At 64.3% G+C, this 23,884-nt stretch carries 29 protein-coding genes; 16 read left to right on the top strand and 13 right to left on the bottom strand.

Features of this window, described 5'->3' with window-relative positions:
• The first annotated feature begins 8 nt into the window (after nt 1–8).
• Together ASE63_RS18370 and ASE63_RS18375 are read left to right on the top strand one after the other, a co-directional pair.
• Complete coding sequence (locus ASE63_RS18370; protein ID WP_056804462.1) at nt 9–596, top strand: amino acid synthesis family protein; 588 nt, start codon at nt 9–11, stop codon at nt 594–596.
• 154 nt (nt 597–750) lie between these two features.
• Complete coding sequence (locus tag ASE63_RS18375; RefSeq protein WP_056804465.1) at nt 751–1,335, top strand: amino acid synthesis family protein; 585 nt, start codon at nt 751–753, stop codon at nt 1,333–1,335.
• Between the two features lie 297 nt (nt 1,336–1,632).
• Here ASE63_RS18375 and ASE63_RS18380 read toward each other — a convergent pair whose 3' ends face one another.
• The 6 genes from ASE63_RS18380 to modA all read right to left on the bottom strand — a co-directional run bounded on the left by ASE63_RS18380 (nt 1,633) and on the right by modA (nt 6,654).
• Entirely contained in the window at nt 1,633–3,054 is a 1,422-nt protein-coding gene (locus tag ASE63_RS18380; RefSeq protein WP_056804468.1) for a M20 family metallopeptidase, read from the bottom strand.
• A 117-nt stretch (nt 3,055–3,171) separates the two neighbouring features.
• Complete coding sequence (cueR, locus tag ASE63_RS18385) at nt 3,172–3,585, bottom strand: Cu(I)-responsive transcriptional regulator (protein WP_056804616.1); 414 nt, start codon at nt 3,583–3,585, stop codon at nt 3,172–3,174.
• Between the two features lie 4 nt (nt 3,586–3,589).
• Nucleotides 3,590–4,000, bottom strand: a complete 411-nt coding sequence (locus ASE63_RS18390) for a winged helix-turn-helix domain-containing protein (protein ID WP_056804620.1) — start codon at nt 3,998–4,000, stop codon at nt 3,590–3,592.
• 78 nt (nt 4,001–4,078) lie between these two features.
• Entirely contained in the window at nt 4,079–5,173 is a 1,095-nt protein-coding gene (gene modC / locus ASE63_RS18395) for a molybdenum ABC transporter ATP-binding protein (protein WP_056804471.1), read from the bottom strand.
• A complete protein-coding gene (gene modB / locus ASE63_RS18400) occupies nt 5,170–5,880 on the bottom strand; it encodes a molybdate ABC transporter permease subunit (RefSeq protein WP_156410454.1) in 711 nt (236 codons plus the stop codon). The genes modC and modB overlap by 4 nt, the downstream gene beginning before the upstream one ends.
• A gap of 15 nt (nt 5,881–5,895) precedes the next feature.
• Nucleotides 5,896–6,654, bottom strand: coding sequence for a molybdate ABC transporter substrate-binding protein (gene modA, locus ASE63_RS18405; protein ID WP_244491447.1), 759 nt, complete (start codon nt 6,652–6,654; stop codon nt 5,896–5,898).
• 158 nt (nt 6,655–6,812) lie between these two features.
• Between modA and ASE63_RS18410 the strand changes: the two genes are divergently transcribed.
• Nucleotides 6,813–7,019, top strand: a complete 207-nt coding sequence (locus ASE63_RS18410; protein ID WP_056804477.1) for a molybdopterin-binding protein — start codon at nt 6,813–6,815, stop codon at nt 7,017–7,019.
• Nucleotides 7,020–7,042: 23 nt separating this feature from the next.
• On the opposite strand, the gene ASE63_RS18415 is transcribed toward ASE63_RS18410, so the two are convergent.
• The 3 genes from ASE63_RS18415 to sseA all read right to left on the bottom strand — a co-directional run bounded on the left by ASE63_RS18415 (nt 7,043) and on the right by sseA (nt 10,259).
• Nucleotides 7,043–7,555 carry a cupin domain-containing protein gene (locus tag ASE63_RS18415; protein WP_056804479.1) on the bottom strand — a complete coding sequence of 171 codons (513 nt, stop codon included), beginning with the start codon at nt 7,553–7,555 and terminating at the stop codon, nt 7,043–7,045.
• A gap of 35 nt (nt 7,556–7,590) precedes the next feature.
• On the bottom strand, nt 7,591–9,162 hold the full coding sequence (locus ASE63_RS18420; RefSeq protein WP_056804482.1) for an MFS transporter: 1,572 nt from the start codon (nt 9,160–9,162) through the stop codon (nt 7,591–7,593).
• 239 nt (nt 9,163–9,401) lie between these two features.
• Nucleotides 9,402–10,259 (bottom strand): 3-mercaptopyruvate sulfurtransferase, encoded by an 858-nt coding sequence (gene sseA / locus ASE63_RS18425; protein ID WP_056804625.1) that lies wholly within the window; start codon nt 10,257–10,259, stop codon nt 9,402–9,404.
• Nucleotides 10,260–10,530: 271 nt separating this feature from the next.
• On the opposite strand from sseA, the gene ASE63_RS18430 reads away from it, so the two are divergent.
• From ASE63_RS18430 to ASE63_RS18445, 4 genes are all read left to right on the top strand, one after another.
• Complete coding sequence (locus ASE63_RS18430) at nt 10,531–11,706, top strand: integrase arm-type DNA-binding domain-containing protein (RefSeq protein ID WP_056804484.1); 1,176 nt, start codon at nt 10,531–10,533, stop codon at nt 11,704–11,706.
• A gap of 138 nt (nt 11,707–11,844) precedes the next feature.
• The gene (locus ASE63_RS18435; protein WP_056804487.1) at nt 11,845–12,060 is read left to right on the top strand and encodes an AlpA family phage regulatory protein; all 216 of its coding nucleotides are present in this window, start codon (nt 11,845–11,847) and stop codon (nt 12,058–12,060) included.
• A 107-nt stretch (nt 12,061–12,167) separates the two neighbouring features.
• On the top strand, nt 12,168–12,407 hold the full coding sequence (locus ASE63_RS27385) for a hypothetical protein (protein WP_056804491.1): 240 nt from the start codon (nt 12,168–12,170) through the stop codon (nt 12,405–12,407).
• Complete coding sequence (locus tag ASE63_RS18445; protein WP_162261800.1) at nt 12,394–13,719, top strand: AAA family ATPase; 1,326 nt, start codon at nt 12,394–12,396, stop codon at nt 13,717–13,719. Before ASE63_RS27385 ends, ASE63_RS18445 begins: the two co-directional genes overlap by 14 nt.
• A gap of 567 nt (nt 13,720–14,286) precedes the next feature.
• Here ASE63_RS18445 and ASE63_RS27390 read toward each other — a convergent pair.
• Complete coding sequence (locus tag ASE63_RS27390; RefSeq protein ID WP_156410456.1) at nt 14,287–14,463, bottom strand: hypothetical protein; 177 nt, start codon at nt 14,461–14,463, stop codon at nt 14,287–14,289.
• Nucleotides 14,464–15,015: 552 nt separating this feature from the next.
• Here ASE63_RS27390 and ASE63_RS18450 point away from each other — a divergent pair.
• From ASE63_RS18450 to ASE63_RS27395, 8 genes are all read left to right on the top strand, one after another.
• A complete protein-coding gene (locus tag ASE63_RS18450) occupies nt 15,016–16,095 on the top strand; it encodes a hypothetical protein (protein ID WP_156410457.1) in 1,080 nt (359 codons plus the stop codon).
• A 137-nt stretch (nt 16,096–16,232) separates the two neighbouring features.
• Nucleotides 16,233–16,616: a MerR family transcriptional regulator gene (locus tag ASE63_RS18455; RefSeq protein ID WP_056804500.1), complete on the top strand. Its 384-nt coding sequence runs from the start codon at nt 16,233–16,235 to the stop codon at nt 16,614–16,616.
• The gene (locus ASE63_RS18460; RefSeq protein WP_156410458.1) at nt 16,606–17,115 is read left to right on the top strand and encodes an ATP-dependent Clp protease proteolytic subunit; all 510 of its coding nucleotides are present in this window, start codon (nt 16,606–16,608) and stop codon (nt 17,113–17,115) included. The genes ASE63_RS18455 and ASE63_RS18460 overlap by 11 nt, the downstream gene beginning before the upstream one ends.
• Entirely contained in the window at nt 17,112–17,300 is a 189-nt protein-coding gene (locus ASE63_RS18465) for a hypothetical protein (RefSeq protein WP_056804506.1), read from the top strand. Before ASE63_RS18460 ends, ASE63_RS18465 begins: the two co-directional genes overlap by 4 nt.
• Complete coding sequence (locus ASE63_RS18470) at nt 17,297–17,491, top strand: hypothetical protein (protein WP_056804508.1); 195 nt, start codon at nt 17,297–17,299, stop codon at nt 17,489–17,491. The genes ASE63_RS18465 and ASE63_RS18470 overlap by 4 nt, the downstream gene beginning before the upstream one ends.
• Entirely contained in the window at nt 17,488–17,703 is a 216-nt protein-coding gene (locus ASE63_RS18475) for a hypothetical protein (protein ID WP_056804511.1), read from the top strand. The genes ASE63_RS18470 and ASE63_RS18475 overlap by 4 nt, the downstream gene beginning before the upstream one ends.
• Nucleotides 17,700–17,936, top strand: coding sequence for a hypothetical protein (locus ASE63_RS18480; RefSeq protein WP_056804514.1), 237 nt, complete (start codon nt 17,700–17,702; stop codon nt 17,934–17,936). Before ASE63_RS18475 ends, ASE63_RS18480 begins: the two co-directional genes overlap by 4 nt.
• Before the next feature lie 1,296 nt (nt 17,937–19,232).
• Complete coding sequence (locus ASE63_RS27395) at nt 19,233–19,406, top strand: hypothetical protein (RefSeq protein ID WP_156410459.1); 174 nt, start codon at nt 19,233–19,235, stop codon at nt 19,404–19,406.
• A 356-nt stretch (nt 19,407–19,762) separates the two neighbouring features.
• On the opposite strand, the gene ASE63_RS18490 is transcribed toward ASE63_RS27395, so the two are convergent.
• The gene (locus ASE63_RS18490) at nt 19,763–20,239 is read right to left on the bottom strand and encodes a MucR family transcriptional regulator (protein WP_056804520.1); all 477 of its coding nucleotides are present in this window, start codon (nt 20,237–20,239) and stop codon (nt 19,763–19,765) included.
• A gap of 39 nt (nt 20,240–20,278) precedes the next feature.
• Between ASE63_RS18490 and ASE63_RS18495 the strand changes: the two genes are divergently transcribed.
• A complete protein-coding gene (locus ASE63_RS18495; RefSeq protein ID WP_156410460.1) occupies nt 20,279–21,088 on the top strand; it encodes a tape measure protein in 810 nt (269 codons plus the stop codon).
• 452 nt (nt 21,089–21,540) lie between these two features.
• Here ASE63_RS18495 and istB read toward each other — a convergent pair whose 3' ends face one another.
• Nucleotides 21,541–22,269, bottom strand: a complete 729-nt coding sequence (gene istB / locus ASE63_RS18500) for an IS21-like element helper ATPase IstB (protein WP_054211923.1) — start codon at nt 22,267–22,269, stop codon at nt 21,541–21,543.
• Nucleotides 22,269–23,768: an IS21 family transposase gene (gene istA, locus ASE63_RS18505; protein WP_056804526.1), complete on the bottom strand. Its 1,500-nt coding sequence runs from the start codon at nt 23,766–23,768 to the stop codon at nt 22,269–22,271. The genes istB and istA overlap by 1 nt, the downstream gene beginning before the upstream one ends.
• Nucleotides 23,769–23,884 lie beyond the last annotated feature (116 nt).

The raw sequence follows: 23,884 nt of genomic DNA on the forward strand, positions 1-23,884 counted from the left end.
AGCGCGCCATGACCGGACTCATCGATATCCGCCGTATCCAGACTTCCGTGGAGGAGATCTTCCACGAGTTCGGGCCCGCGCCGGGCCGCACCGAGCGCATCGCCTCGGTCTGCGCCGTGCTGACCAACCCTTATGCCGGCCGCTACGAGCCCGACATCATGCCGATGATGGAGGCCTTGAAGGGCGCAGGCCTCGAAATGGCGACGCGCTGCCTGAAGGCGCTGGGCGGCGATCCGAAGACGGTCGAGGGATACGGCAAGGGCGCCGTCGTGGGCTCAGCCGGCGAACTCGAGCATGGCGCGCTCTGGCATGTGCCGGGCGGTTACGCGATGCGCGAAATCCTCGGCAACGCCAAGGCGATCGTTCCTTCCACCAAGAAAGTGGCGGGGCCGGGGGCGCGCATCGACATCCCCGTCACCCATATCAATGCCTGCTATGTTCGCAGCCATTTCGGCGCCGTCGAGATCGGTGTTCCCGGCTCGCCTCAGGCCGACGAGCTGGTCTTCATCCTGGTGATGACCACGGGCGCGCGCATCCATGAGCGCGTCGGCGGGCTGCGTGCCGACCAGATCAGCGTCTGGGACGGGCAGCGGTGATGGAGCGCAGCGCGCGAACCTCACCGTCATGCTCGGCCTCGAGCCGAGCATCCACGTCTTGAACACGGATCTCGACCAGCGAAGACGTGGATGGTCGGGACAAGCCCGACCATGACGCCTTAGCCTATTCGCAGCCTGCCCGGAGCCTTCCACCATGCCCGCGAACATCCGCAAGATCCTGACGCAGGTCGATGAAACCCTGACCGAAGCCGGCAAGGCGGTCGCGCCGCCGACGCGCCGCGCCGTGGCCGTCGCCGTGATCGCCAACCCGTTCAGCGGCCGCTATCAGGAGGACCTGTCGGAGCTGACCGAGATCGGCGTCGAGCTCGGCGACCTGCTGACGAAGCGCTGCCTCGCGGCGCTCGGCATCGAGCCGGCGCAGGCCGAGAGCTTCGGCAAGGCCGCGATCGTGGGCGAGGGCGGCGAGCTGGAGCATGCCGCCGCGATCCTGCATCCGAAGCTCGGCACGCCGGTTCGCGCCGCGCTCGGCAAGGGGCCTGCGCTCATTCCGTCGGCCAAGAAGCGCGGCGGGCTCGGGACCCCGATCGACGTGCCCCTCGGACACAAGGACGCAGCCTTCGTGCGCTCGCATTTCGATGCGGTCGAGGTTCGGGTCACGGACGCGCCGCGCGCCGGCGAGATCCTGGTCGCGATCGCCGTCACCGATTCAGGCCGGCCGCTGCCGCGCATCGGCGGGCTGACGAAGGATCAGATAAAGGGCGAGGACGGGTTGCGTTGAACTTTTACGCCGAGAAAACGCGCACCGAGACGAAACTTGCGGGCTCGCTTCGGAGACTATCGAGCGATGCAGGGTCGTTTCGCAGAACGGAGCCCTCTCCAGGGCCCTTCCGCAACCACGCCGTCATTCCGGGGCGAACGTAAAGCGCTCGATCCCGGAACCCATAGCCGCTCAGCGGGCAGGAAAACGCGGCCGGCGGCCTCCTTCGTCCCGAAGCGGCAGTTGTCACGGGTTCCGGGCTCAGGCCTACGGCCTGCCCCGGAATGACCCGTGGTTCCCTGCGGTCGCCGCAGCCACTCAACCGCCGAGCGACATCGTCAGTGGCGGCTTGACCTCGGCCGGCAGCGGCGAGGTGTAGCCTTCCGTGCCGAGGCGCTTCTTGTGATCGGCCTTGGCCGCGGCCATCAGTTCGGGATCGAGCAGCACGGCGGCACCCGTGGCCGCCATCGCCTTGGCGACATGCACCATCGCCTTGTGCGCGGCGGGCGACTTGCCCTGCGCGACCACCTGCCAGGTATGGAACGGCGTGCCGAGCGCGACCGTCGGCGCATGCGCCTGCACCGTCGGGACGGCCCAGCTGACGTCGCCGATATCGGTCGAGCCGATCGCCGGGTTGCGCTTGGCGTCGAGCGGCACGGTGAAGTCGGCCAGCGGCGCGCCCGTATCCTCCAGGCCGATCGTCCGCCAGATCGAGGCGATCTCCTGCGGCTGCAGCGTCTTGCGGATATCGGCGGCGAAGGCGCGGTCGGAATCATCGAAATGCGGCGGGCCGAGCTCTTCCATCACGCCATGCATGGCCTGCTCCAGCGGTGTGTTGCCGAGCAGATCGGAAACAGCGCTGACGATGCGCATCTCCATCTTGGTTTCGGTCATCAGCGCAGCGCCTTCGGCGATCTTCTTGACGCGCTGGACGAGCTCCAGCATGCCGCGCAGGTCGCGAGCACGGATCGAGTAGCGCACGCGGGCATGGGCCTGGACGACGTTCGGCGCGATGCCGCCGGTGTCGAGCAAGGCGTAGTGTACACGCGCATCGCTCGGCATGTGCTCGCGCATGTAGTTGACGCCGACATTCATAAGCTCGACGGCATCGAGGGCACTGCGCCCGAGATGCGGGGCCGCGGCGGCATGGGCGGTGCGGCCGGTGAAGACGAAATCGGCGCGGGTGTTGGCGAGCGCCAGCGGCGGCGCCACTTCCCAGAAGCTCGACGGGTGCCAGGAGATCGCCACATCGGCATCGTCGAAGGCGCCGGCGCGGACCATGAAGGCCTTGGCGGCGCCGCCTTCCTCGGCCGGGCAGCCATAATAGCGCACGCGGCCGGGGATCTTGTTCTCCGCCAGCCAGTCCCGCATCGCGACGGCGGCGAGAAGCGCAGCCGAGCCGAGGAGGTTATGGCCGCAGCCATGGCCATGGCCGCCGTCCTCGATCGGCTTGTGGCTGGCGACGCCGGCCTCCTGCGACAGGCCGGGCAGGGCATCGTACTCGCCCATGAAAGCGATCACCGGCCCGCCCTCGCCGGCCTCGCCGATCACGGCGGTCGGGATATCCGCGACGCCTTTGGTGACGCGGAAACCCTGGTGCTCGAGCTCCGCGGCATGCTCGGCTGAGGAGCGAGTCTCAGTGTAGCAGACCTCGGGCATGCCCCAGACCCGGTCGCTCAGCGCGATCAGCCGCTCCTTGTTCGCATCGACGTGGCGCCAGAGATCGTTTCGATTGTCCATGATGGTCCTGCCTTGGTCAGGCCGGCATAAGACCAAGGGCTGCCCGATCCGTCCAGCCGCATCGCGCATGGCTGGGGCGATTTCCGGGCGCTACCATGCGTAAGATCGGCAGAGGAATCAGCAGCAGGGCTGCTCCCGGCCTGGCGGGGCGGCAAGATCGGCCAGGATCGGGCAATCGGGTCGGGCATTCCCCTGGCAGTGCTCGGCCAGATGCCGCAGCGTGTCCGCCATCGCCTGCAACTCGGCTGCCTTCGCCTCGAGATCGCGGACATGGCTCATGGCGAGCCGCTTCACGTCGGCGCTGGCGCGGCTCTTGTCGCGCCACAGCGCCAGCAGCGCGCGCGTCTCTTCGAGTGAGAAGCCGAGATTGCGCGAACGCCTGACGAAGCGCAGCGTGTGGACGTCGTCAGCCTCGTAGACGCGATACTGCGCCTGTGTGCGCAGCGGCGCCTCGATCAGGCCGATGCTCTCATAATAGCGGATCATCTTGGCGCTGACGCCGGAGCGCTTCGCCGCCTCGCCGATGTTCATGGTGTCACCCTTCATCCTGCGTCGGCATGTCCGTTTCGGTCGCCCGCGGCGTCATGTCGATCATCTCGCGGAGGGCTTCGATGTGGGGGGCCCCGGCTTCGAGAACCGCGCGCTCGACCGCGCGATAATGCGCGACCACCTCGCGTCCGAGCGGCGTCAGCCTTGCGCCACCGCCCTTGGCGCCGCCGGGCTGGGCCTCGACCAGGGCCTGGGTGAACATCCCGTTGAGGTCGTCCACCAGGAGCCAGGCCCGGCGGTAGGACATCTTCATCGCGCGGCCGGCGCCGGAGATCGAGCCGGTCCGGGCGATCGCTTCCAGCAGGTCCGCCTTGCCCGGGCCGAGGCGTCCGCCCGGCAGAAAATCGAGGCGGAGGCCGAGCTTCAGGGCAGGGCGCTGCTCGGGCGAGGTGGGCATGTCGGCATCCTTGGGCATTTTGCGCCATGCTAGTGCATCCTGCGCGGAATGCCCAAGGAGGCCCGGCCCCATGCCGCTTCAGGGCGTCTCGACGGAGACGCTCTTTACGACCGCGTGGACGGGGCTGCCGACGGCAAGCCCAAGCGCAGCCACCGATTTGCGCGTCAGCCGTGCCGTCAGCATCTCGCCGCCGCAGTCGATGCGGAGGTCGACCGCGCTCGTGCCGCTTTCCGGGATGGCGCCGATCTCGGTGACCTTGCCCTGCAATTGGTTGAGCGCGCTGATGCCGCTCAGCGGCCCGATGCTGACGAGCACGTCGCTGGCGAGGATGCGGATGCGGAGCTTTCGTCCGGGTTCGAAGTCACCGCGACCGACGAGCAGCGGGCCCGCGCGCGTTTCGAGCCGCGTCAGGCCGAACTCTCGGTCGAAGCTCACGACCTCGGCCTCGATCAGCGAGCTGGATTCGGGCGCGCCGGGCAAAGCGGCGAGATCGAGCCGCGACAGGATCTCCGATGTCGGGCCGCAGTTCTTGACCGTGCCGCCGTCCATGAGGGCGACCGTCGTGGCGAGGCGGGCGACCTCGGTGATGGAATGCGAGACATAGACGATCGGGATTCGGCTCTCGTCGCGCAGGCGCTCGATAAAGGGGAGGATCTCGGTCTTGCGCGCCTCGTCGAGGGAGGACAGCGGCTCATCCATCAGCAGCAGCCGCGGATTGGCGAGAAGCGCGCGGCCGATCGCGACCCGCTGCTTCTCGCCGCCGGACAAGGCGCCCGGGCGCCGCGCCAGCAGGTGGCCGATGCCGAGCAGTTCCAGCACGGCCGAAAGCTCGACGCCGTTGCTATCGGAAGCCTTCGAGAACCAGTGCCCGAACAGCAGGTTCTGGCGCACGCTCAGATGCGGGAACAGCCTGGCCTCCTGGAAGACATAGCCGATCCGGCGGCGATGCTTCGGCAGGAAGATGCCACGCTCCGTGTCGACCAATGCCTCGCCGTCGAGGCGGACGTGCCCGGCTTGTGGCCGCACCAGCCCGCCGATGACGTTGACGAGCGAGGTCTTGCCTGAGCCGGATGCGCCGAACAACGCGGTCAGGCGCCCGTCCGAGCGCAGCTCCGCGTTCAACTGGAAGCTGCCGAGCCGGTGCCGCACCGCGATGTCGAGGACCGGGCTCATGCGGCGGCGATCCGGCGCGCGACGAGCCGGGCCATGACTTCCGAGGCGAAGAGGGCTGCCACCGAGATCGCGATCGAGATCAGGGTGAGCCGCATTGCGCCGGCGTCGCCGCCCGGCACCTGGGTGAAGGTGTAAATCGCGGAAGGCAGGGTCTGCGTCTCGCCGGGAATGTTCGAGACGAAGGTGATCGTCGCGCCGAATTCGCCCATCGCCTTGGCGAAGCTCAGGATCATGCCGGCGAGGATGCCAGGAAGGCACAAAGGCAGCGTTACCACCGCGAAGACCCAGACCGGGTTGGCGCCGAGCGTGCCGGCGGCGTCCTCGAGCTTGCGGTCGACCGCCTCGATCGAGAGCCGCATGGCCCGCACCATCAGGGGAAACCCCATGACCGCGCTCGCCAGCGCCGCCCCCGTCCAGCGAAACGACAGCACGATGCCGAAATGGTCGTAGAGCAGCTGCCCGACCGGTCCGCGACGGCCGAACCAGATCAGCAGCAGGTAGCCCGTCACGACGGGGGGAAGGATCAGCGGCAGATGCACCGCCGCATCGAGCAGCGAGCGCCCCCAGAACTTTCCACGCGCCAGCAGGAAGGCGACAGCAAGCCCGAAGGGCAGGCTCGCCAGCATGGCCGTCGTCGCGACCAGCAGACTGAGCCTGACCGCCGTCCACTCATCGGGCGACAGCCAGGCCCCGGCAGTTTCCAGCATATTTGTCAGGAACGCTCAGGAGGCGCCGGCCGGCTGGTTCAACACAGTGAAGCCCTGCTTTTCGAACGCGGCACGGGGCGTGGTGCCACGCAGCCAGGTCAGAAAGCCCTGAGCGTCCGCATTGCTCGACTCCTTCGTCACCGCGATCGGGTAGAGAATCGGCGGGTGCGAATCCTGCGGGAAGGTGGCGACGACCTTGACCTTCGGGTCGGCCGCGGCGTCGGTGGTGTAGACGATGCCGAGCGGCGCCTCGCCACGCGAGACCAGAAGCAGCGCGGCACGCACATTGTCGGCCTGCGCGATCTTGTCCTTTACCTTGTCCCAGGCGCCGAGTTTCTCCAGCGCCGCCTTGCCGTATTTCCCGGCCGGGACCGAATCGACATTGCCCATGGCGAGGCGGCCCTCACCGAGGGCGGCGGCGAGATCGACGCCGGGTGCAAGCTTAAGGGTAAGGGGCGACTCCGCTGGAGCGATCAGGCCGATGCGGTTTGCCAGCAGCGTCACGCGGCTGTCGTTGCGGATAAGGCCCTTGCCGGCGGCATAGTCCATCCAGTCGAGATCGGCCGAGAAGAAGATGTCGGCCGGGGCGCCCTGTTCGAGCTGCTTCGCCAGCACGCTGCTCGCAGCATAGGAGATCTTCGGGGCCGGCTTGCCGGTTTCCTTCACCCAGGTCGCAGCGGCGTCGTCGAGCGCGTTCTTGAGGCTGGCCGCAGCGAAGACGACGAGTTCCTTGGACTGCGCGTGGGCCGTATCGACCGCCGTGCCGAAGCCCATGACCAAGGCCAGGCCGAGGCCCAGCAGCGAACGCCGCGTGTTCATTTCCATCATCCCCGTAGACAAGGCCGCTGTGCATGGCCGTATATAGCGATGGTGGCAGAGCCGGAAGCGCCGAGTCAAGCTGTGACCGTGCGGGCAGGCCTATGGAGACAGTGATGAAGATCAGCGCCCGCAATCAGCTCAAGGGGAAGATCGTCGAGATCACCAAGGGGGCGACGACCGCCCATGTGCGGCTCGATGTCGGCGGCACGATCGTGACCTCCGCCATCACCAATGCCGCCGTAGACGAGCTGAAGCTGACTGTGGGGCAGGAGGCCTATGCCGTGGTGAAGGCCTCCGACGTGATGATCGCGATCGACTGACGCCTATCGCGGACCGCCGAGCCTCAGCCCTGCGGGTGCTTGTGGATCGGGTCGACCCAGTAGACCGCCTCCGGCGCCTCGACCGGGTCGACATCGGTGATGTTGACGACGACGGCCTCGTTGTCCGAGCGGACCAGCACGCATTCGAGCGGGTTGTCGGGATCGGCGTTGATCTCCTGGTGCGGCACATAGGGTGGCACGTAGATGAAGTCGCCGGGGCCGGCCTCGGCGACGAATTCGAGCCGCTCGCCCCAGCGCATCCGGGCCTTGCCGCGCACGACGTAGATCACGCTCTCCAGCTCGCCGTGGTGGTGCACGCCGGTCTTGGCGTTCGGCTGGATCGAGACCGTGCCGGCCCAGATCTTCTGCGCCCCGACCCGGGCGTGGTTGATCGCGGCCTGCCGGAACATGCCCGGCGTCTGCGCAGTGTTCGAATCGAGCTTGTCGCCGGTGATGACGCGCACGCCGTCATGCTTCCAGCGCGGCTCGTCGCCGTGGTGGTGGTCATGATCATGGGGGTGATCGTGATCGGTCATCGTCATGCTCCTATGCCAGGCGTGTCACCGGCAGGTTAGAGGACGACGGCGTCCTCCGAAACCGTCTTGGACGGTGCACCCTCTGATCCTGCGGGAGGCGCGCCGCGCAGCAGGACCAGCGCTGCCAACGCCGTCGCAACGAGGCCGAGCGCCGCGACCAGGGCCGAAAACTGCATGCCGGCGACAAAGGCCTCGCGCGCGATCGCGATCAGGCTCGCGGCAAGCTCCGCCGGCAGCCGCACCGCTTCCGCGACAGCGCCGGCCAGGGTCGCGGTGGCGATCCGGGCCGATTCCGGGGGAATCCCGACCGGCAATGCTTGCGCCATCTGGCTGCGGTAGATCGCGGTGACGATGCTGCCGAGGATCGCGATGCCGAGCGCCCCGCCGAACTCGATGCTGGTCTCGGACATGGCTGCGGCCGAACCGGCGCGCTCCGGAGGCGCGCTGCTCACGATCAGGTCGGTCGTCATCGCCACCACCGGCGTGAAGCCGAGCGAGAAGATCACGGAGGCTGTGACGACCAGCGCCAGGTTCCCGCCGACCTCGATCCGCGTCAGCAGCGCAAAGCCGGCTGCGGCAACCGCCAATCCGGTGGTCATGACCATGGCCGGCCGGAAGCGATGTGCCAACAAAGGCACGATCATCGAGCCCAGGATGAAGGCGAGGGCGGAAGGCAGGCTCCAGATACCCGCCTGAAGCGGCGACAGTCCGACGACGAGCTGGAAATACAGGCCGATGAACAGGAAGCTGCCGACCAGGAAGAGGAAGCCGAGGATGTTGATCGCGAGCGAGGCGCTGAACACCGAACTGCGGAACAGCCTGAGATCGACCAGGGGATCGGCCAGCTTGCGTTGCCTGCGCACGAACACCGTGCCGAGCCCGATTCCGGCCAGGATCGCGACAGCGGCCTGCCAGCTGGCGCCATGCTCGGCCATGTGCTTGATGCCGTAGATCATCGCGAGCACGGCTGCCAGCGACAGCGCTGCGCTGGCGAGATCGATCTGCCCCGCATCGGGGTCTTTGAATTCCGGCAGGAGCACGGGCCCGAGAATCAGCAACAGTACCATCACCGGCACGCCGACGAGGAAGACCGAGCCCCACCAGAAGTATTCGAGCAGCAGGCCGCCGACGAGCGGGCCGATCGCGGCGCCGGCCGAGAAGCTCGCGATCCAGATCCCGATGGCGAAACTGCGCTCGCGGCCGTCCAGGAACATGTTGCGGATGAGCGAGAGCGTGGAGGGCGCGAGCGTCGCGCCGGCGATGCCGAGCAGCGCGCGCGTCGCGATCAGCATCTCGGCGCTGGTCGAGAAGGCCGCGAGGACCGAGGCGACGCCGAAGGCCGCCGCGCCGATCAGCAGCAGCTTGCGACGCCCGATCCGGTCCCCCAGCGTGCCCATGGTGATGAGCGCTCCGGCAACCATGAAACCGTAGATGTCGACGATCCAGAGGAGTTGCGCTGCGCTCGGCTTCAGATCGGCGCTGAGTTGCGGTACGGCGAGGTTCAGGACCGTGAGATCCATCGAATACAGCAGGCAGGGCAGGGCAAGGACCGCGAGCCCCAGCCACTCGCGCCGCGTTGCCTTCGGCCCCTCTTCGGCAATCGTCATGGTTCCAGCCATTTTGTCGTTGCGTCGCGCCGACGCACCCCGAGACATCTTCAGGGCGCCGTTCCGGGCACTCGCAGATGCTGCTCAGCATGAGATTCCAGTGCGTCAAAGGCTGACAGCACGGAGAAGTGCCCGCTGGTTGCAGGCGGTCGCCGAAAGCTTAACTTTAAGGTTTAGTATAAGGGGCCAGCGATGCGGCAGTCAATGCCGCCACGCTGGCCGCTCATCCGTTGCGCAGGTCACTTCGGCTTTGCCGGCCCAATCTCAAGCGAGCGGGTGCTTGCGCCCCATTCGGCCCAGGAGCCATCATACAGCGCGCGCGCCCGCTTGCCGATGCTCTCCAGCGCTGCCGACAGGATCGCGGCCGTGACGCCCGAGCCGCAACTTGTGATAAGCGGGCGGTCAAGATCGACGCCGGCCTCGGTGAAGGCGGCGGCGATCTCTTCCGGCGATTTGAGCTGTCCGTCCCGCATGACCGCAGGCGCGGGCAGGTTGAGCGCGCCCGGTATGTGGCCGGAGCGCACGCCGGGGCGCGGTTCCGGCGCCTCGCCGCGAAAGCGGTCGCCGGGGCGTGCATCGACCACCTGGGCCGTGCCCTCGGAAAGGGCGCGCGCGACATCGTCGGCATCGGCCACCGCCGAATGGTCGAGCCTTGCGGTGAAGCTGCGGGCGGCGCGGGAGCGGGGAGGACCGTGCTCGATCGGCCGGTTCTCGGCCTGCCATTTCGGGAAACCGCCTTCCAGGATCACGACATCCTTCGCGCCGAAGGTCTTGAAGGTCCAGCGGACGCGGGGCGCCGAGAACAGGCCGAGCCCGTCATAGATGACGATCCGCATGCCGTCGCCGATGCCCTTCGCGCCGACGGCGGCGGCAAAGGCCTCCGGCCGCGGCAGCATGTGCGGCAGATCGGAACCGGCATCCTTCACGGCGTCGATGTCGAAGCGCAGCGCCCCCGGAATCCTGCGCTCGGCATATTCCGCATGCGGATCGCGACCATGGGCGGGCAGGTACCAGGAGCCGTCCACGACGACGACGTCCGGAGCGTCGAGGCGCTCCGCCAGCCACTCCGTCGAGACGAAAACATCTTCATGTGCCATGTCGGCGTTTCCTCTTGGTCTGGGCAGCTCGTCGATGCAGGCCAGCGCGATCCGTACCCGCCGGTTCTGCTTGCCCTTTTTCTCGATATCGGTGACCGCGACAAGGCCGATCTCGGCGGTGTTGCGGACATGAGTGCCGCGAACTTGCTTGAAACTCGGAAAAATCGGCCAAAAAGGCAAACACACTTGCTTCATTTTATCAGTTTTCCGCCTTGCGCTTGTTCGCCGTTAGGATAACCGTTATCGCGAAATTCTGCGATGGACGGTTCTCATGGCCAAGAACAAGCTAAGCGAAGCACGAATCAAGGGCCTGTCCAAGCCCGGTCTTTACGGTGATGGCGACGGATTATGGCTGCGCGTTCACAAGCCGAAGGGCGAGCGCCCGCCCTCGAAAAACTGGATCTTTATCTTTCGTAGGGGCGTGACACGAACCGAGATCGGGCTGGGCGGCTACGGGCAGGGGACGCAGCCGGTTAGCCTGGCTCTGGCGCGGACGAAGGCAGACGCGATCCGGGACCGGCTAGCTCTAGGCGAGCATCCCCATCATTCTCGCGCGAAAGCGCGAACCTTCAAGGACGTCGTCGACGACTACCTCGAAGCGAAGTCGTCCGAGTGGACCAACGCGAAGCACGCTGCGCAATGGCGCGATACGCTCACTAATTACGCATCCGACCTGCATGCGCTACCTGTCGCAGGCATTACTATGGAGCAGGTCAAAGAGTGCCTCCTGCCGCACTGGACCGCCCGTCACGTAACAGCGACGAGGCTCCGCGCTCGCATCGCATCCGTCTTCGACTTTGCGATTGCCCATAAGTGGCGCCGCGACGCCAATCCGGCTGCCTGGACGGGGTTGTTGGAGCACGCGTTGCCTAAGCCTCAGAAGGCCGCGAAGCACCACACCGCGCTTCCCTATACCCGCGTTCCAGATCTGTCTCGGAATCTACGATCCGCATCAGGTGTTGCCGCCCGTTGTGTGGAGTTCATCCTGCTCACTGCAGTTCGCATGGGGGAGGCGAGGGGTGCCCTCTTCTCCGAGGTCGACACCAAGGCGCGTACTTGGACCGTTCCGGCCTCGCGCGCAAAAATGAAGAAGGACCACGTCGTGCCGCTGACCGAGCGGGGTCTCGGAATCATCGAGAACATGCGCCAGCAGTCAGTGAACGAATTCATCTTCCCGGGGGCCGTGGAAGGCAAGCCGATCTCAGAAACCGCCGTCGGGAACGCGCTTGATGCAGCGACGCCGGCTCCAGCCACGCCGCACGGTCTGAGAAGCACACTGAGAGACTGGGCGGGTGACTGCACGAGTCATCCGCGCGAAATAATAGAGGCAGCTCTCGCGCACCAAGTTGGGAATGCTGTCGAGCGCGCTTACCGCCGCTCCGATGCCCTCCAGAAGCGGCGTGCCCTGATGGAGGACTGGGCGAAATACTGCGACCAAGCGCAATAGCGCAAGTTGACGCTTGACTTTGCAAATTAGGATTCGCCATAAACACGGTTGCCAAAATTCAATCAGGCACACCTGTCGATGTGATCTCAGTATCTTGAATCCTAAAAACCCTGTCAACCCCCTTTCGGAGATTTTTTGATGACGGCCGCAAACGACAACCTGCCTATCCTGATGTCGCCAAAGGATGCGGCTCGCGAGACAAGCCTATCTCGACAACTCCTGACCCTGATGTCGAGGCAAGGGCAGTTCCCCTTGCCGGTCAAGCTCGGCGAGCGGCGGCAGGCGTACGTCCGCGCTGAAGTTATCGGCTGGATGAAAGACAGGATCGCCGCCCGCGCGAGGGCCGCGGCTTAACCCCGCCGCCTCGTACGGCAATCGCAACGTAACGCCAAAATTCGGCGTTACGTCTTTACGCCTATACTCACAACCAACCATAGGAGCGCATTGTGCGCATAGTTGATATGACGCCGATCTATTACGACGGCGGCCAGAACATTGCACGTTTCTCTATAGATGTCTCGCCAGAACTCAAGCTGACCGGCTTCCGCCTGCGTCGGCGTCGGGACGGTGGCCACACCATTGCGGCGCCTGCCGCGTTCGGGGTCCGGGTGGCGCACTTCGCACTGGATACCTTCCGAGCATTGACCGCGGATGCTGTCGCCGAGTTCGGGAGGCTTGGTGCCCCGCATGCCCGCAACTGATACCGTCCATTTGGAAGAGGCCTACCACTTCAATGCCGAGGCAGCCTATCCGACAAGCCCGCACCTTTCGCGGATACTCGATGATTGGCAAGCCACTGAGGCACCGAACCGTGTCCTGACACCCGAGCAAGACGCCCAAAACGAGCGACACAGAAAAATCGGACGCATGGGCCGACTGGCTTTGGAAGGGGACCTCGGCGCGCTCGCCGCGGAAATGGGTCTGAAGTCGCCGTTGCCGTTGCGGCTTGCGGCGCCGAAGCCCGCGAACGATAACAGCCCCTATCCCGGCATCGTTAGTAGCGCCGACTTCGTGAAGGGCTTCGTGCCGCCGGACTATCACTTGGACGGCGTCGCCCAGGCCGGATTTATCTATGCCCTGACAGCCAGCACAGGCACCGGCAAGACTGCGGTGATGCTTGCACTGACATCCAGCACTGCGCTCGGCACCGCGCTGTGTGGTCAGGACGTTCGGAAGGGGCGAGTACTCTATCTGGCCGGTGAGAACCCCGATGACGTTCGAATGCGCTGGCTCGCGATGGCGCACCATCAGGGCTTCGACCCCGCCGACATGGACGTCCACTTTATCCCAGGCACCTTCTCCGTGCCCGGCGTAATCGAACGCGTCAGCGCTGACGTGGAGCGGCTTGGCGGCGTCGATCTCGTCATAGTGGATACGAGCGCGGCCTACTTTCAGGGCGATGACGAGAACGGCAACACGCCCCTCGGAAAGCACGCCCGCGAGCTTCGGCAGCTATGCGCGCTCCCAGGCAGGCCTGCCGTTGTGGTTGCCTGTCATCCCACAAAGAACGCAGACCCGGCGAACTTGCAGCCGCGTGGTGGCGGCGCCTTCATCGCTGAGGTGGACGGCAATCTGACCCTCACGAAGGCCGACTCGCGCGTGAAACTGCACTGGCAGGTCAAGCACCGAGGAGCCGACTTCGCGCCTCTCTATTTCGCACTCGATACGGTTACTGCGCCGACGCTGGTAGATAGCAAGGGCAGGCTCGTTCCGACCGTCATGGCTGTTGGGATGGCAGATTGGAAGCCACAGCCAGGCAAGGCCACCAAGTCGGAATCGTGGGAGAGCGCGTTGGCCATCCTTACCGCGGCCGGGTCGATGAGTGAGCACGAATGGTGCGCGGCCTATATTGCGTCCGAGCCTGAAGGGAACGCCGACAGCGTTGCTCGCAAGTTCCGGAGGCACAGGGCCAAGCTGCTGGACCTGGAGAAAGTCGTCGTCGATGGCGACCTATTTCGCCTCCCGGACACCACCCCGGACACGTCCGGACATGTCCAAACAGGTGTCCAATAGGTGCGCAAAACCTCCCATCGGACAGCTTGGACACCGGACACGGACATCCCTTTCCTTAGGGATGTCCGGGTGTCCAGATGTCCGGGGATGCGGGTCCGAAAGATAATGAAAAAGGACAAAATGTCCCTTTTCATCCTCGAGCAAATACCAGCCTTCCTCAAAAAAGAGCCGAAAGCGCCATCAGCCCAGAACGGAGGCCCCTGTGGATATAGACGTCAGACAAGCCGCGCCCGACCGTTGGGTGCTAACCGATCTGCTGGGCCGCCCGGTGGATCGAGCTTACCGAGCTTCAAAACTCACAAACTGTGAGAAATGAAAGCAGCCGCTCAGACCGTCGGACCGAACGGCTGCTGTGCTGCGCGCGGCCACGGCGCAGTCATTTGAGACATTGGACCAGGCGCTCACAGCCATTGAGGCGTGCGCTGGTGGAGCGTGCCGGCTTCGGGAGCCGTAGGGCGGGGGCATGTGCAGGTTATGGCCCCTCGTCCACCGCAACGGTCCGGTAAACGACCTCGAGCGCTAATACAGAAAACGCTGACTTACGCGCGCGCAAGCGCGCGAGGGGCCCTATGAAATTGGGGCGAGCAGCGGATGCAGGTTACGCACGTTGTCATTCTCTGCGGAGCAGTAAGCTTTCGCATTCTGGATAGCTAATTCTTTAGCTTCTTTTTTCGCTCGCAGCTTCTTCTTATGCGCGCGCTCCATGATTGATGCAAAGCGTGATCGACCGGCGCGCTTGTCCATTTGTTCCTCAATTCTTGCTATATATTCAATCTGGGAAGATGCAGGCTAGGCGCAGCAATTGATTAGATACCCCGTATCAGGACAAGTCCAGCTGCATCACTTGCAGCATATTTTGAGCGTGGCGGGCTCGATATAGATTCAAGGGGCGTGCGCCGACGAAACCAGCGTCCCACCGGGGGGGAGGCTTCTGTTGCGATCGCTTTCCAGCGCACCTGCCGCCCTGCCATGCGCAACTAAAATTCCGATCTTTGATTATTCCGTCTCAAAAATCCTGCAGCGTCAAAGGGTTACGGGGCGCCTTGAAATTCCACGCGCAGAATCACAGATACACAATATCTGGTAATTCCTTGACCATTTCGCCGCGGACGCACTAGATTTAGTATGGAGGCTGGCCGCGCAGCCCCACATGCGCCCGCCAGCACCTTCCGAAACGTCCCGGCCACCCGACTACCTAAATTCCTGCCTTCGCCGCCGACGGCCCGCTCGGGGCCGGGAAACCGCATTCTGTAAATAGACGCCAGGCAATGGCGCGCTTAATTCAATGGGAACTACATGACTGTTACAAAATCAATGCTCCATCCGGACGCGCCCGACGTTGATTTCGCTTATAGCCGCTACCGCGCAGAACTTCCCCGGTTAGTCAAAAAGATGGTCGGAACAGACCCAGCCGCCGCGCTAGCCTTGATTCAGTACGACCGGGCGACGTCGGCGCCTGCAAATGACAACATCGACCTGACGGTTGAGAACGATGACAACCGGCGCGGCAGATATGCCGACCCCGATGTGCACGCAGCACCCGCTGGCATCGTGATGGACACCGACAGCATCCTGCGCACCCGCCCCAGCATCGACGAGTTGCTAGCAGCGGCTCCTCCTGGCTCGCCTGTCATTTTTGATAAGCGCGCCCACCGGGGCGACCCCGTTATTGCCCGCTGCGGCACAGTGGTGCTCGACCTGACCCCTGGCCAGAAGCACCCGATAGATACCGGCTTCATCGTCGAATACGGACGGACGTCGAAGGGTAGGCCCAGACGCCCTTCGACCCGTATGACCGGCGACCGCGGACCCGCAGAACCCAAACGGTCGCAGGCGGCTGTGTGGGCGTATCTGCGCCTTCCGGCAAGCGACCCCACCGCTAAGGGCTGGAGACGGCCTTGCGCGCCTCTCGGCGCGGTTACGGGTGGCTTGCACGGCATGCCCCGCTCCGAGTCTGCAAATCGCTTCGGCGTGGCGGAGGGACGGGCACTTCTGCGCGGCCTTGGCGTTGACGGCGATGTGCCCTTCGAGATCGCGCGGCTTCAAGCACGACGTATCGCGGTGCAACACCGGCCAGGGATTGCGAAGGGCGCGGAATTCGGCGGCGTGACACAGGCGGCGAAGGCAGACAAGTCCCAGCCAGTTCCCGTGCCCGAGCGCGATCCGCGTGATGAGCTGACGGCTGAGACCGTGGCTGTTCTGGAAATCGTACTATCAGGCGGCACGCTCGAGAACATTGGGAGGCACTTGGGTGCTCCAGCTAGCACTGCGGCTCGACATGGGAAGCCGGCACTGCTGGCTGCTGTTGATGAGGTCAAGCGCGTCATGGGGGTCGCGGCGAACGATAATGAAGAAAATTGCTCGGAGGCGGCGTAGCCGAGTCGATTCCGCAGCCACTGAGACGGGTCATAATAGGAGGGATAGTTCCTTCTTGTAGGCCCCGTTGACTATCAACGACCTCGCTTCGGCGGGGTCGTTTCTTTTCGCCCCCACAACATTTCCCGGAACACACAATGCTCTACAGCCCGCGCGAGGCGGCCCGCCTGACGGGCGTTCCCATAACTAGCATCAACAACTGGCTGCAGCGCAGCCGCGATATCATCACCGCACAAGCAGGTAATGGGCGCCCTCGCTTCGACAAGCGCGGCCTTCGGATTCTGGCTTTGATGCGCGCCCAAACCGAGCGGGGCATCAGCCCAAATCTGGCGGCCCAGCACGCCGCGTCGATCGCCGATCGCGACACCAAGGGGTGGCCGATCGCGGCAGTCTTTTCCGGCGAGCCTCGGCACTGCCCGGCGCTTGTTCCGGAAGATGCCTTTCCCGCCGATGGGCCTTTGCTGATCGTCCCGCTCCAGCCGCTCTATAGGGCAATCGACGAGGCCATTGGTGTCGTTTGACTTGTGGAACGAAGAGCCGCGGGTGCGCGTGCCCGGCCTTTCCGGCCGCGCTCATATCCGAATTTGGAACGAAATCGACCGCGCCATGGTCGACCGCGTCGCCGAGACGCTAGCCAAGGCGTCAACCGCTGAAAGCCTGACGATCGATGTCGACTCGTACGGTGGCGAGGCCCTGGCGGCCGTCGACCTCTTCGTGCTTCTGGACAGGCACCCGGCCACTCACAAGGTCGCTTTCGGCGCGCACGTCCAATCGGCAGCGATTTTACCCCTACTAGCTGGGGACGAGCGGATAGCCAGACGCGGTGCGTCGGTTCTGATCCACCCCGCCCACGGCGGTCATCCTGACGACCTCGCCTGGATCGACAGGCAGATCGCTAAGATCATTGCCGCCCGAACCGGCGCGCCGATCGAAGCAATAACCAATGAACAGAGCACGGAAGAGCCGTCAGGGCTCGAATGGTGCCTGCAGCACAAGATTTTTACAAGGACACTGAATTGACAGATCTACAAAGCGCCTTTGATGAATGCTTCGAAGCCGTCAAAAAATACATTGATGTTGCGCTCGACCAGATTGAGGAACGCCTAATCGAGGTTGAGCGCGTGCACAAGAGCGCGGAGACACAGCGAATTTCTGCCCTTGAGGCTGCTGTGGCCTCGCTCAAATCGGCGGAGGCGCAGCGATGAGCGATATCCAAAAGGCCTTCGACGCCGGCTTTGATGCCATCAAGGGCTATGTGGATCGCTCGTTTGCGACCATTCACAAGCGGCTCAGAGCCCTCGAGGGTGCGCAGAAAGATGCTTTAGCGCAGCGCGTTTCTGCAATGGAGGCCGATTTTGCTGCGCTGAAATCTGCTGCCGCCAGGAATGATACATGAAGTTCGACGTTGAAAAGGTACTTGACGCTGGGTTTGCGTCCGTGAAGGGCTATATCGATCGCGGGTTCGCCGCCGTCGAGCATCGGCTCGCAAGGGTAGAGCGCCTGCACGAAGAAGCCACCGCACAGCGGATCGCGGTGCTCGAGGCTGAGGTAAAGTCGCAGACTGCTATTAAGCCCCGCGTGCGCGTTCCTGCCGGGAGCAGCTCATGACCGCTATTTCCGTCATGAGCGAGGTGAAGCGCTTGGTCGCAAACGGCGCCGATCCTGACCGGGCTGCCGCCGTGGCACTCGTCGCTGCCGCCGCCGCCATGGCGTTGCACTCGCACGATGAGCGTCGTCGTGAAGCCGGTGATGTGCCGCGAGAGGTGGTCGACCTCCTCGATCACCAGCGGGAGCTGTTGCGCGATTGGGCAGATCGGTCAGTGAGGCCGCTCCTTGATTAGCATCAAACCCACCGGCCCGCGCCGCTTCACGCTGAAACTGGGCGACGTCGTGCTCCACGGCTGCACCCTGACCGCCGGCCCTGCTGATCTGCCAGATGTGCGCCTCCCGGCACGAGTCAGTCTCGCGCCGCATCTATTCACAGCCGTTCGCCGTCGGGCTGTGGCTGCTATGGGGGCTGAAGGCGAGGAGGTGCGACGTTGCATCTCCTAGCGCCCCGCCGCGTCGCCCGCCTAAAGCGTGACCTACGCAGTGTGTTCGCATCTGCCGAGGCCCTGTGCGATCTGCTCCGCGCAACGCCAGCCGAGCGCTCGGAGTATATTGAGAGCACTAGGCAGCACTGCAATGACCGGATGACCTGGGCGCCGTCTGCGTTTGCGAACATTCGAGCCTTGGCGCGCGATCGGCGCGACTCCCTTGCGAGAGAGGTGGCGTATGCCGGACGATAGCCGTGCCTGGCGACGCTGGTACGGCCTCGCGCGTTGGAAGCGGCTGCGCGAGGCACAGCTAACCGCTGAGCCGCTCTGCGCCCGTTGCCTAGCTTCCGATATCGTCACCGAGGCGACCGTCGTTCATCATAGGGACGGTGGCCACAAAGGTGACGAGGCCAAATTTTGGTCAGGACCATTCGAGTCCCTATGTGCCGCTCATCATAACCGTGATGGCCAGCTTGAGGATCACGGCAAGACAGTCGTCCGCTTCGGGCCGGACGGGTGGCCCCTATAGGCCGGGGGGGAGTTTTGCTCTGCGAGGGCATCGATAGGCCCACACCGGCGCCCTCCCACAGTACGCGCGCGCCTTGCCCCGGTTGAATCAAAAATTTGGAGGCATTCAATGCCAAATCATTCGGCTTCGGCATCCCTGAAGCCGCCAGCACACTTGCGCAAAGCCACGGCAGACTGGTTCCGATCCGTTGTCGATGAATACGAATTGGACGCTCATCATGTCCGTCTCCTGACGCTTGCCTCGGAAGCCTGGGATCGCGGCCAACAGGCTCGCGAAGTTGTCGACGCCGAGGGGATGACGTTCGTTGATCGTTTCGGCTCGCCTAAGCCTCGACCAGAAATCGCCATCGAGAGAGATGCGCGAATCTCCTACGCTCGCCTACTGCGCGAACTAGCGCTTGATGGCGTGGACGCGCCAGAGGCGCCCCGATCGCCGCGGACGGCTAACTACGGGGCTCGGCGCTAATGCCCGTCCGTAGCCGTAAATCGAAGGCCCGCGCAGGCGAGGTTAAGGCGTGGTCCTGCCTCTTCATGTGCGGTGCCGACTTCTTTGACGATCTCGGTGACGTCGGCTTGACCGAACCCGAGGCGATAGCCGTTGCCGAGGAAACATGGAGCCGCATCGGCGAGCAGGTCATCGTCTATCTCGAAGAGTTCAATCGCGACTATCGAGCGGTGCAGCGACCGTATTGGGCCGAGGAGCAGTTCGGCCCGCCCGGGGCTCAACGAAGGCGCCCTGGGCGGTAATAGCTATGGCGGTATCGATCTAAGCGCGCGGAGAGCCACGCCCCCGCAGTTCTTGTGCATCGCCAAGGAAAGCCTCCTCGCATGACCAGCTATGATCCTGATCGCAATCCGGGCACGTCAGTACTCTGCGAATGGACAGTGTCCCGAAGCTGGATTTCGTGGTGCGAAGTCCAGTCTCGACAGCGCGCCCGGTCTGCGGACATTTTACGAGAATTGGATGCATCGGACACTCCTCACTAGCTACTAGAGGGGTGATGCTATCGCTAATCTCAATCGTTAACAACCCTATAGGCTGAAGACCTCGCGTATCGAGGCCGGCGGGCGAGTTCTTCGACCATCTCGCCCGCCCGTATCGATCAGGCAGAAGATTTCGGCCTGCCCCGCTTCGCCGCGGCGGGCTTAGCAACGGCGGGCTTTGCTGCTGCAGGTTGCGTCTTGCGGCGCTTCTGACCCAGGCCCATCGACCTGGCGAGAGCGGAGCGAGCCTCAGCATAGGCGGGCGCGACCATCGGATAGTCCGCCGGCAGGCCCCATTTGGTGCGATACTGCTCGGGGGTGAGGCCGTAGGCCGTGCTCAGGTGGCGTTTCAGCGACTTGAAGGCCTTGCCGTCTTCAAGGCAGATTATCGCGTCGGGGGTGACAGACTTCCGGATCGGAACAGCAGGGATCTGCGGCGGAGCGGGTGGCGCTGCAGGTTCGCCCAGTTTCGTTAGCGATCCGTGGACGGTTGCGATGAGCGTAGCCAAATCTGCTGGCTGAACGCTGTTGTTTGCGACGTACGCCGAAACGATCTCGGCAGCCATCGCGACCAGTTCCTGATTATTTTCACTCATTCCAAATCTCATCTTCAGGACAATGCAGAAGCCAACCCGTTGGCCGATTCCGCATGTCTGGGAAAGGCTGAATTTATGGCGGTCGACGCCGAGCGTCTACAACTCATCTTAGAAGTTCAAGGAAATCGCTTTGAGCAGCAGCTGAAAAAGCAAAATGCGACTGCTTACCGCCTTTTCAAAAGTTTGGAAGACCGCGCCAGCCAGATGGAAAAGGGTGTCGGGGCTTCTTTCGGAAGCTTGGGCAAGCGGCTCGCCGGCCTGTTCGCGGGCATCACCGTTGGTAGGGCTCTCGGCGATATTCAGAGGGCTGCCGAAAGCTACCAGAAGGTCGTAAACTCGCTGAAGGTTGCGGGCGTTTCGGACGCAGAACTGCCAAAGACGCTGGACGCCGTTTATCAATCGGCGATCAAGAACGCTGTCCCAATGGAAGCCCTCGCGCAGCTCTTCGGGCGGGTTAGCCAGGCGCAGACTACCCTCGGCACGACATCGGGCGAGCTACTGAAGTTCACCGACCTCGTGGCGCAGGGCCTTCGCGTCTCTGGCACATCCGCATCCGAAGCCTCCGGCTCGCTCCTCCAGCTCTCGCAGGCCCTCAGCGGCGGCAAGGTCCAGGCCGAGGAGTACAACAGCCTCCTCGATGGCCAGTATCCGCTTTTGCAGGCGGTCGCGGCGGGAATGAAGGAAGCAGGCGGCGACGTCGCCAAGCTGACGCAGCTCGTGAAGGCCGGCGAGGTGTCGTCCAAGGCGTTCTATGACGCTGCCCGAGCAGGCGGCGATGTTAGGCAGATAGCTCTTCTAGATCGAATATACGCCCCAGCGGGCCGGCTACTGTTTCTCGAGTCTCGCTAACGGGCTTCTCGCTACCTCTCGCCGCAAGGCGCTGATCGATGTGCCGGCTGTAGTGCATGACCTTCTGAATCGACATGCCGACCATGGCGGCGATCTGCTTGTCAAACGGCACGCAATATTGCCCCCCGATCGGCGTCCAATCTTGACCCCTTGATGAGCTGAGGTGGCAGGAGGCGGCGCGGCGGAGCTGGTATGGGTNCCATCTCAACCGTGGCCGCCAAGCCCACCATGCATTAGATTAAAACTGGGCCACCTGATGGGGGCAGGCCAAACCGGATTTTCCGTTGGGTCTTCTGAACTCTGACTTTGCTCTGTCAAACGGCACGCAATATTGCCCCCCGATCGGCGTCCAATCTTGACCCCTTGATGAGCTGAGGTGGCAGGAGGCGGCGCGGCGGAGCTGGTATGGGTTGCGCAGCCGCGCCGGCTCCGGGTCGTAGGCGCGCGTGGGCTCAGAGCCTGTTCTTGAAGCGCCAGCTCTCGTTGCCGGTCTCGACGATGTCGCAGTGATGGGTCAGCCGGTCGAGGAGCGCGGTCGTCATCTTGGCGTCGCCGAAGACGGAGGGCCATTCGCCGAAGGCGAGGTTGGTTGTGACGATGACGGAGCTCTGTTCGTAGAGCCTGCTGATCAGGTGGAACAGCAACTGGCCGCCGGACTGGGCGAAGGGGAGATAGCCGAGTTCGTCGAGGACGATGAAGTCCATGCGTGAGAGATAGTCGGCCATGCGGCCCTGCCGGCCGGCGCGGGCCTCGGCCTCGAGCTTGTTGACGAGATCGACGACGTTGAAGAAGCGCCCTCGGGCGCCGGCACGGATGCAGGCTCGGGCGATCGCGATGGCGAGATGGGTCTTGCCGGTCCCGGTGCCGCCGACGAGGACGACATTGCGCTGATGGGCGATGAAGTTGCCGCCGGCCAGGTCGTGGACGAGCGTCTCGTTGAGCGGCGTGCCATCGAAGACGAAGTCGCCGACATCCTTGGCGAGGGGCAGCTTGGCGATGGTGATCTGGTACTTGATCGAGCGCGCCTGCTTCTCGGCGATCTCCGCCGATAGCAGATCGCCGACGATGCGCTGCGGTTCGTGCTGGCGCTTCACCGCTGTGGTGATGATCTCGTCGAAGGCGGCCTTCATGCCGTAGAGCTTGAGCTCGCCCATGGTGGCGAGAATCTCCGAGCGTTCCATCACACGGCCCTCCTGAGGCTGTCGTAGCGGGCACAATCGGCAGCTGGCTCATGGCGCAGGCGCAGTGCATCGGGCGTCATGATGGTGATCGCAGCGGCTGGCTCCCGGCGCCGGGCCAGGATGTTGAGAATGACGTCGGCCGAATGCACGCCTTGCTTCAGCGCCTCGGCACAGGCGGCCTCGACCGCCGGCAAGCCATCGCTCAGCACCGTGGTCAGGATATCGACCATCTGCCGATCACCATCCTGCGCCGCCACCAGCTTCCGACGCACCCGGTCCAGCGCGGCCGGAAGGATCCAGTCCTTGAAGGGCGCACCGTTGCGCAGGGCGCCCGGCTTGCGGGCCAGCACCGGCACATAGTGCCAGGGATCGAAGGTCGTCTGATCGCGGCCGTAGCAGCGGGCGTGCTCGCCGACGATGCGACCGTCCTGACGCAACTCGACGCGATCGGCATAGGCGCGGATCTCGACGGGCCGGCCGATCGCGCTCGCCGCGACCGAGTACTTGTTGTTGTCGAAGCGGACCAGGCAGGTCTTCGACACCGCCGCCGGCAGCGCATGGAAGCCGTCGAAGCGGCCGGCATAGGCAACGAGGCTCGGCCGCTCGGCTTCGAATGCCTCCCAGATCGTCAGGTCGCGCCGCTCGGGATGGCGATGCGCCTTGGCATAGCTGAGCACCTGGTCCATCAGCCAGGCGTTCAGCTCGTCATAGTTCCTGACCCTCAGCCTGGGCGCGAAGAAGCGCTCGCGCACGAGACCGACCTGGTTCTCGACCTGCCCCTTCTCCCAGCCCGAGGCCGGCGTGCAGGCGACGGGATCGACCAGGTAGTGGCTGCACATCTGCAGGAAGCGCCGGTTATAGGCGCGCTCCTTGCCGACGAAGATGGTCTCCACCGCCGTCTTCATGTTGTCGTAGATGCCGCGCGTGCAGGCGCCCTTGAAGAAGGCGAAGCCCCGATCATGGGCGTCGAAGACCATCTCCTGGCTCTCGCGGGGATAGGCCCGCACGAACAGCATGCGCGAGTGGCAGAGCCGCAGATGAGCGACCTTCACCTTGGTCGTCACGCCGTTGACGACGACGATCTCGTGGCTCCAGTCGAACTGATAGGCCTCGCCGGGCGCGAAGCTCAGCGGAACATAGGCGTCGGCGGTGACGGCCGACTGCTCGCGGCGCCAACCCCGCGCATAGCGGCGAACGGCATCATAGCTGCCCTCGTAACCGCGGCCCCGCAGTTCCTCGAAGATCCGGATCAGCGTCAGACGCTCACGCGCCGGTTTGCCCTCGTTCGCCATCAGAAGCCGGTCCAGGTCCGCACGCCAGGGGCCGATCTTAGGCTGGGGCTGAACCTTCCGCTCGTACTCGAACGACGTCGCGCCCGAGCGCAGCACCTTGCGCACCGTGTTCCGCGAGACGTGAAGCTCGCGGACAATCTCCTTGATCGTCTTCCCCCGGATCGAAAACTCGCGCCGGATCCGCGCAATCGTATCCACGCCCTTCATCCCCCGCCCGCCCGTCTGAAACCAGAACGGGCAGTCTCACCGAAACCGGCTCAAGGGGGTCAAAGTTGGACGCCGATCCCCCGCCTCAAGGGGTCAAACTTGCACGCCGAAACACA

The sequence above is a fragment of the Allobosea sp. Root381 genome (assembly GCF_001429395.1).
Classification (GTDB): Bacteria; Pseudomonadota; Alphaproteobacteria; order Rhizobiales; family Beijerinckiaceae; genus Allobosea.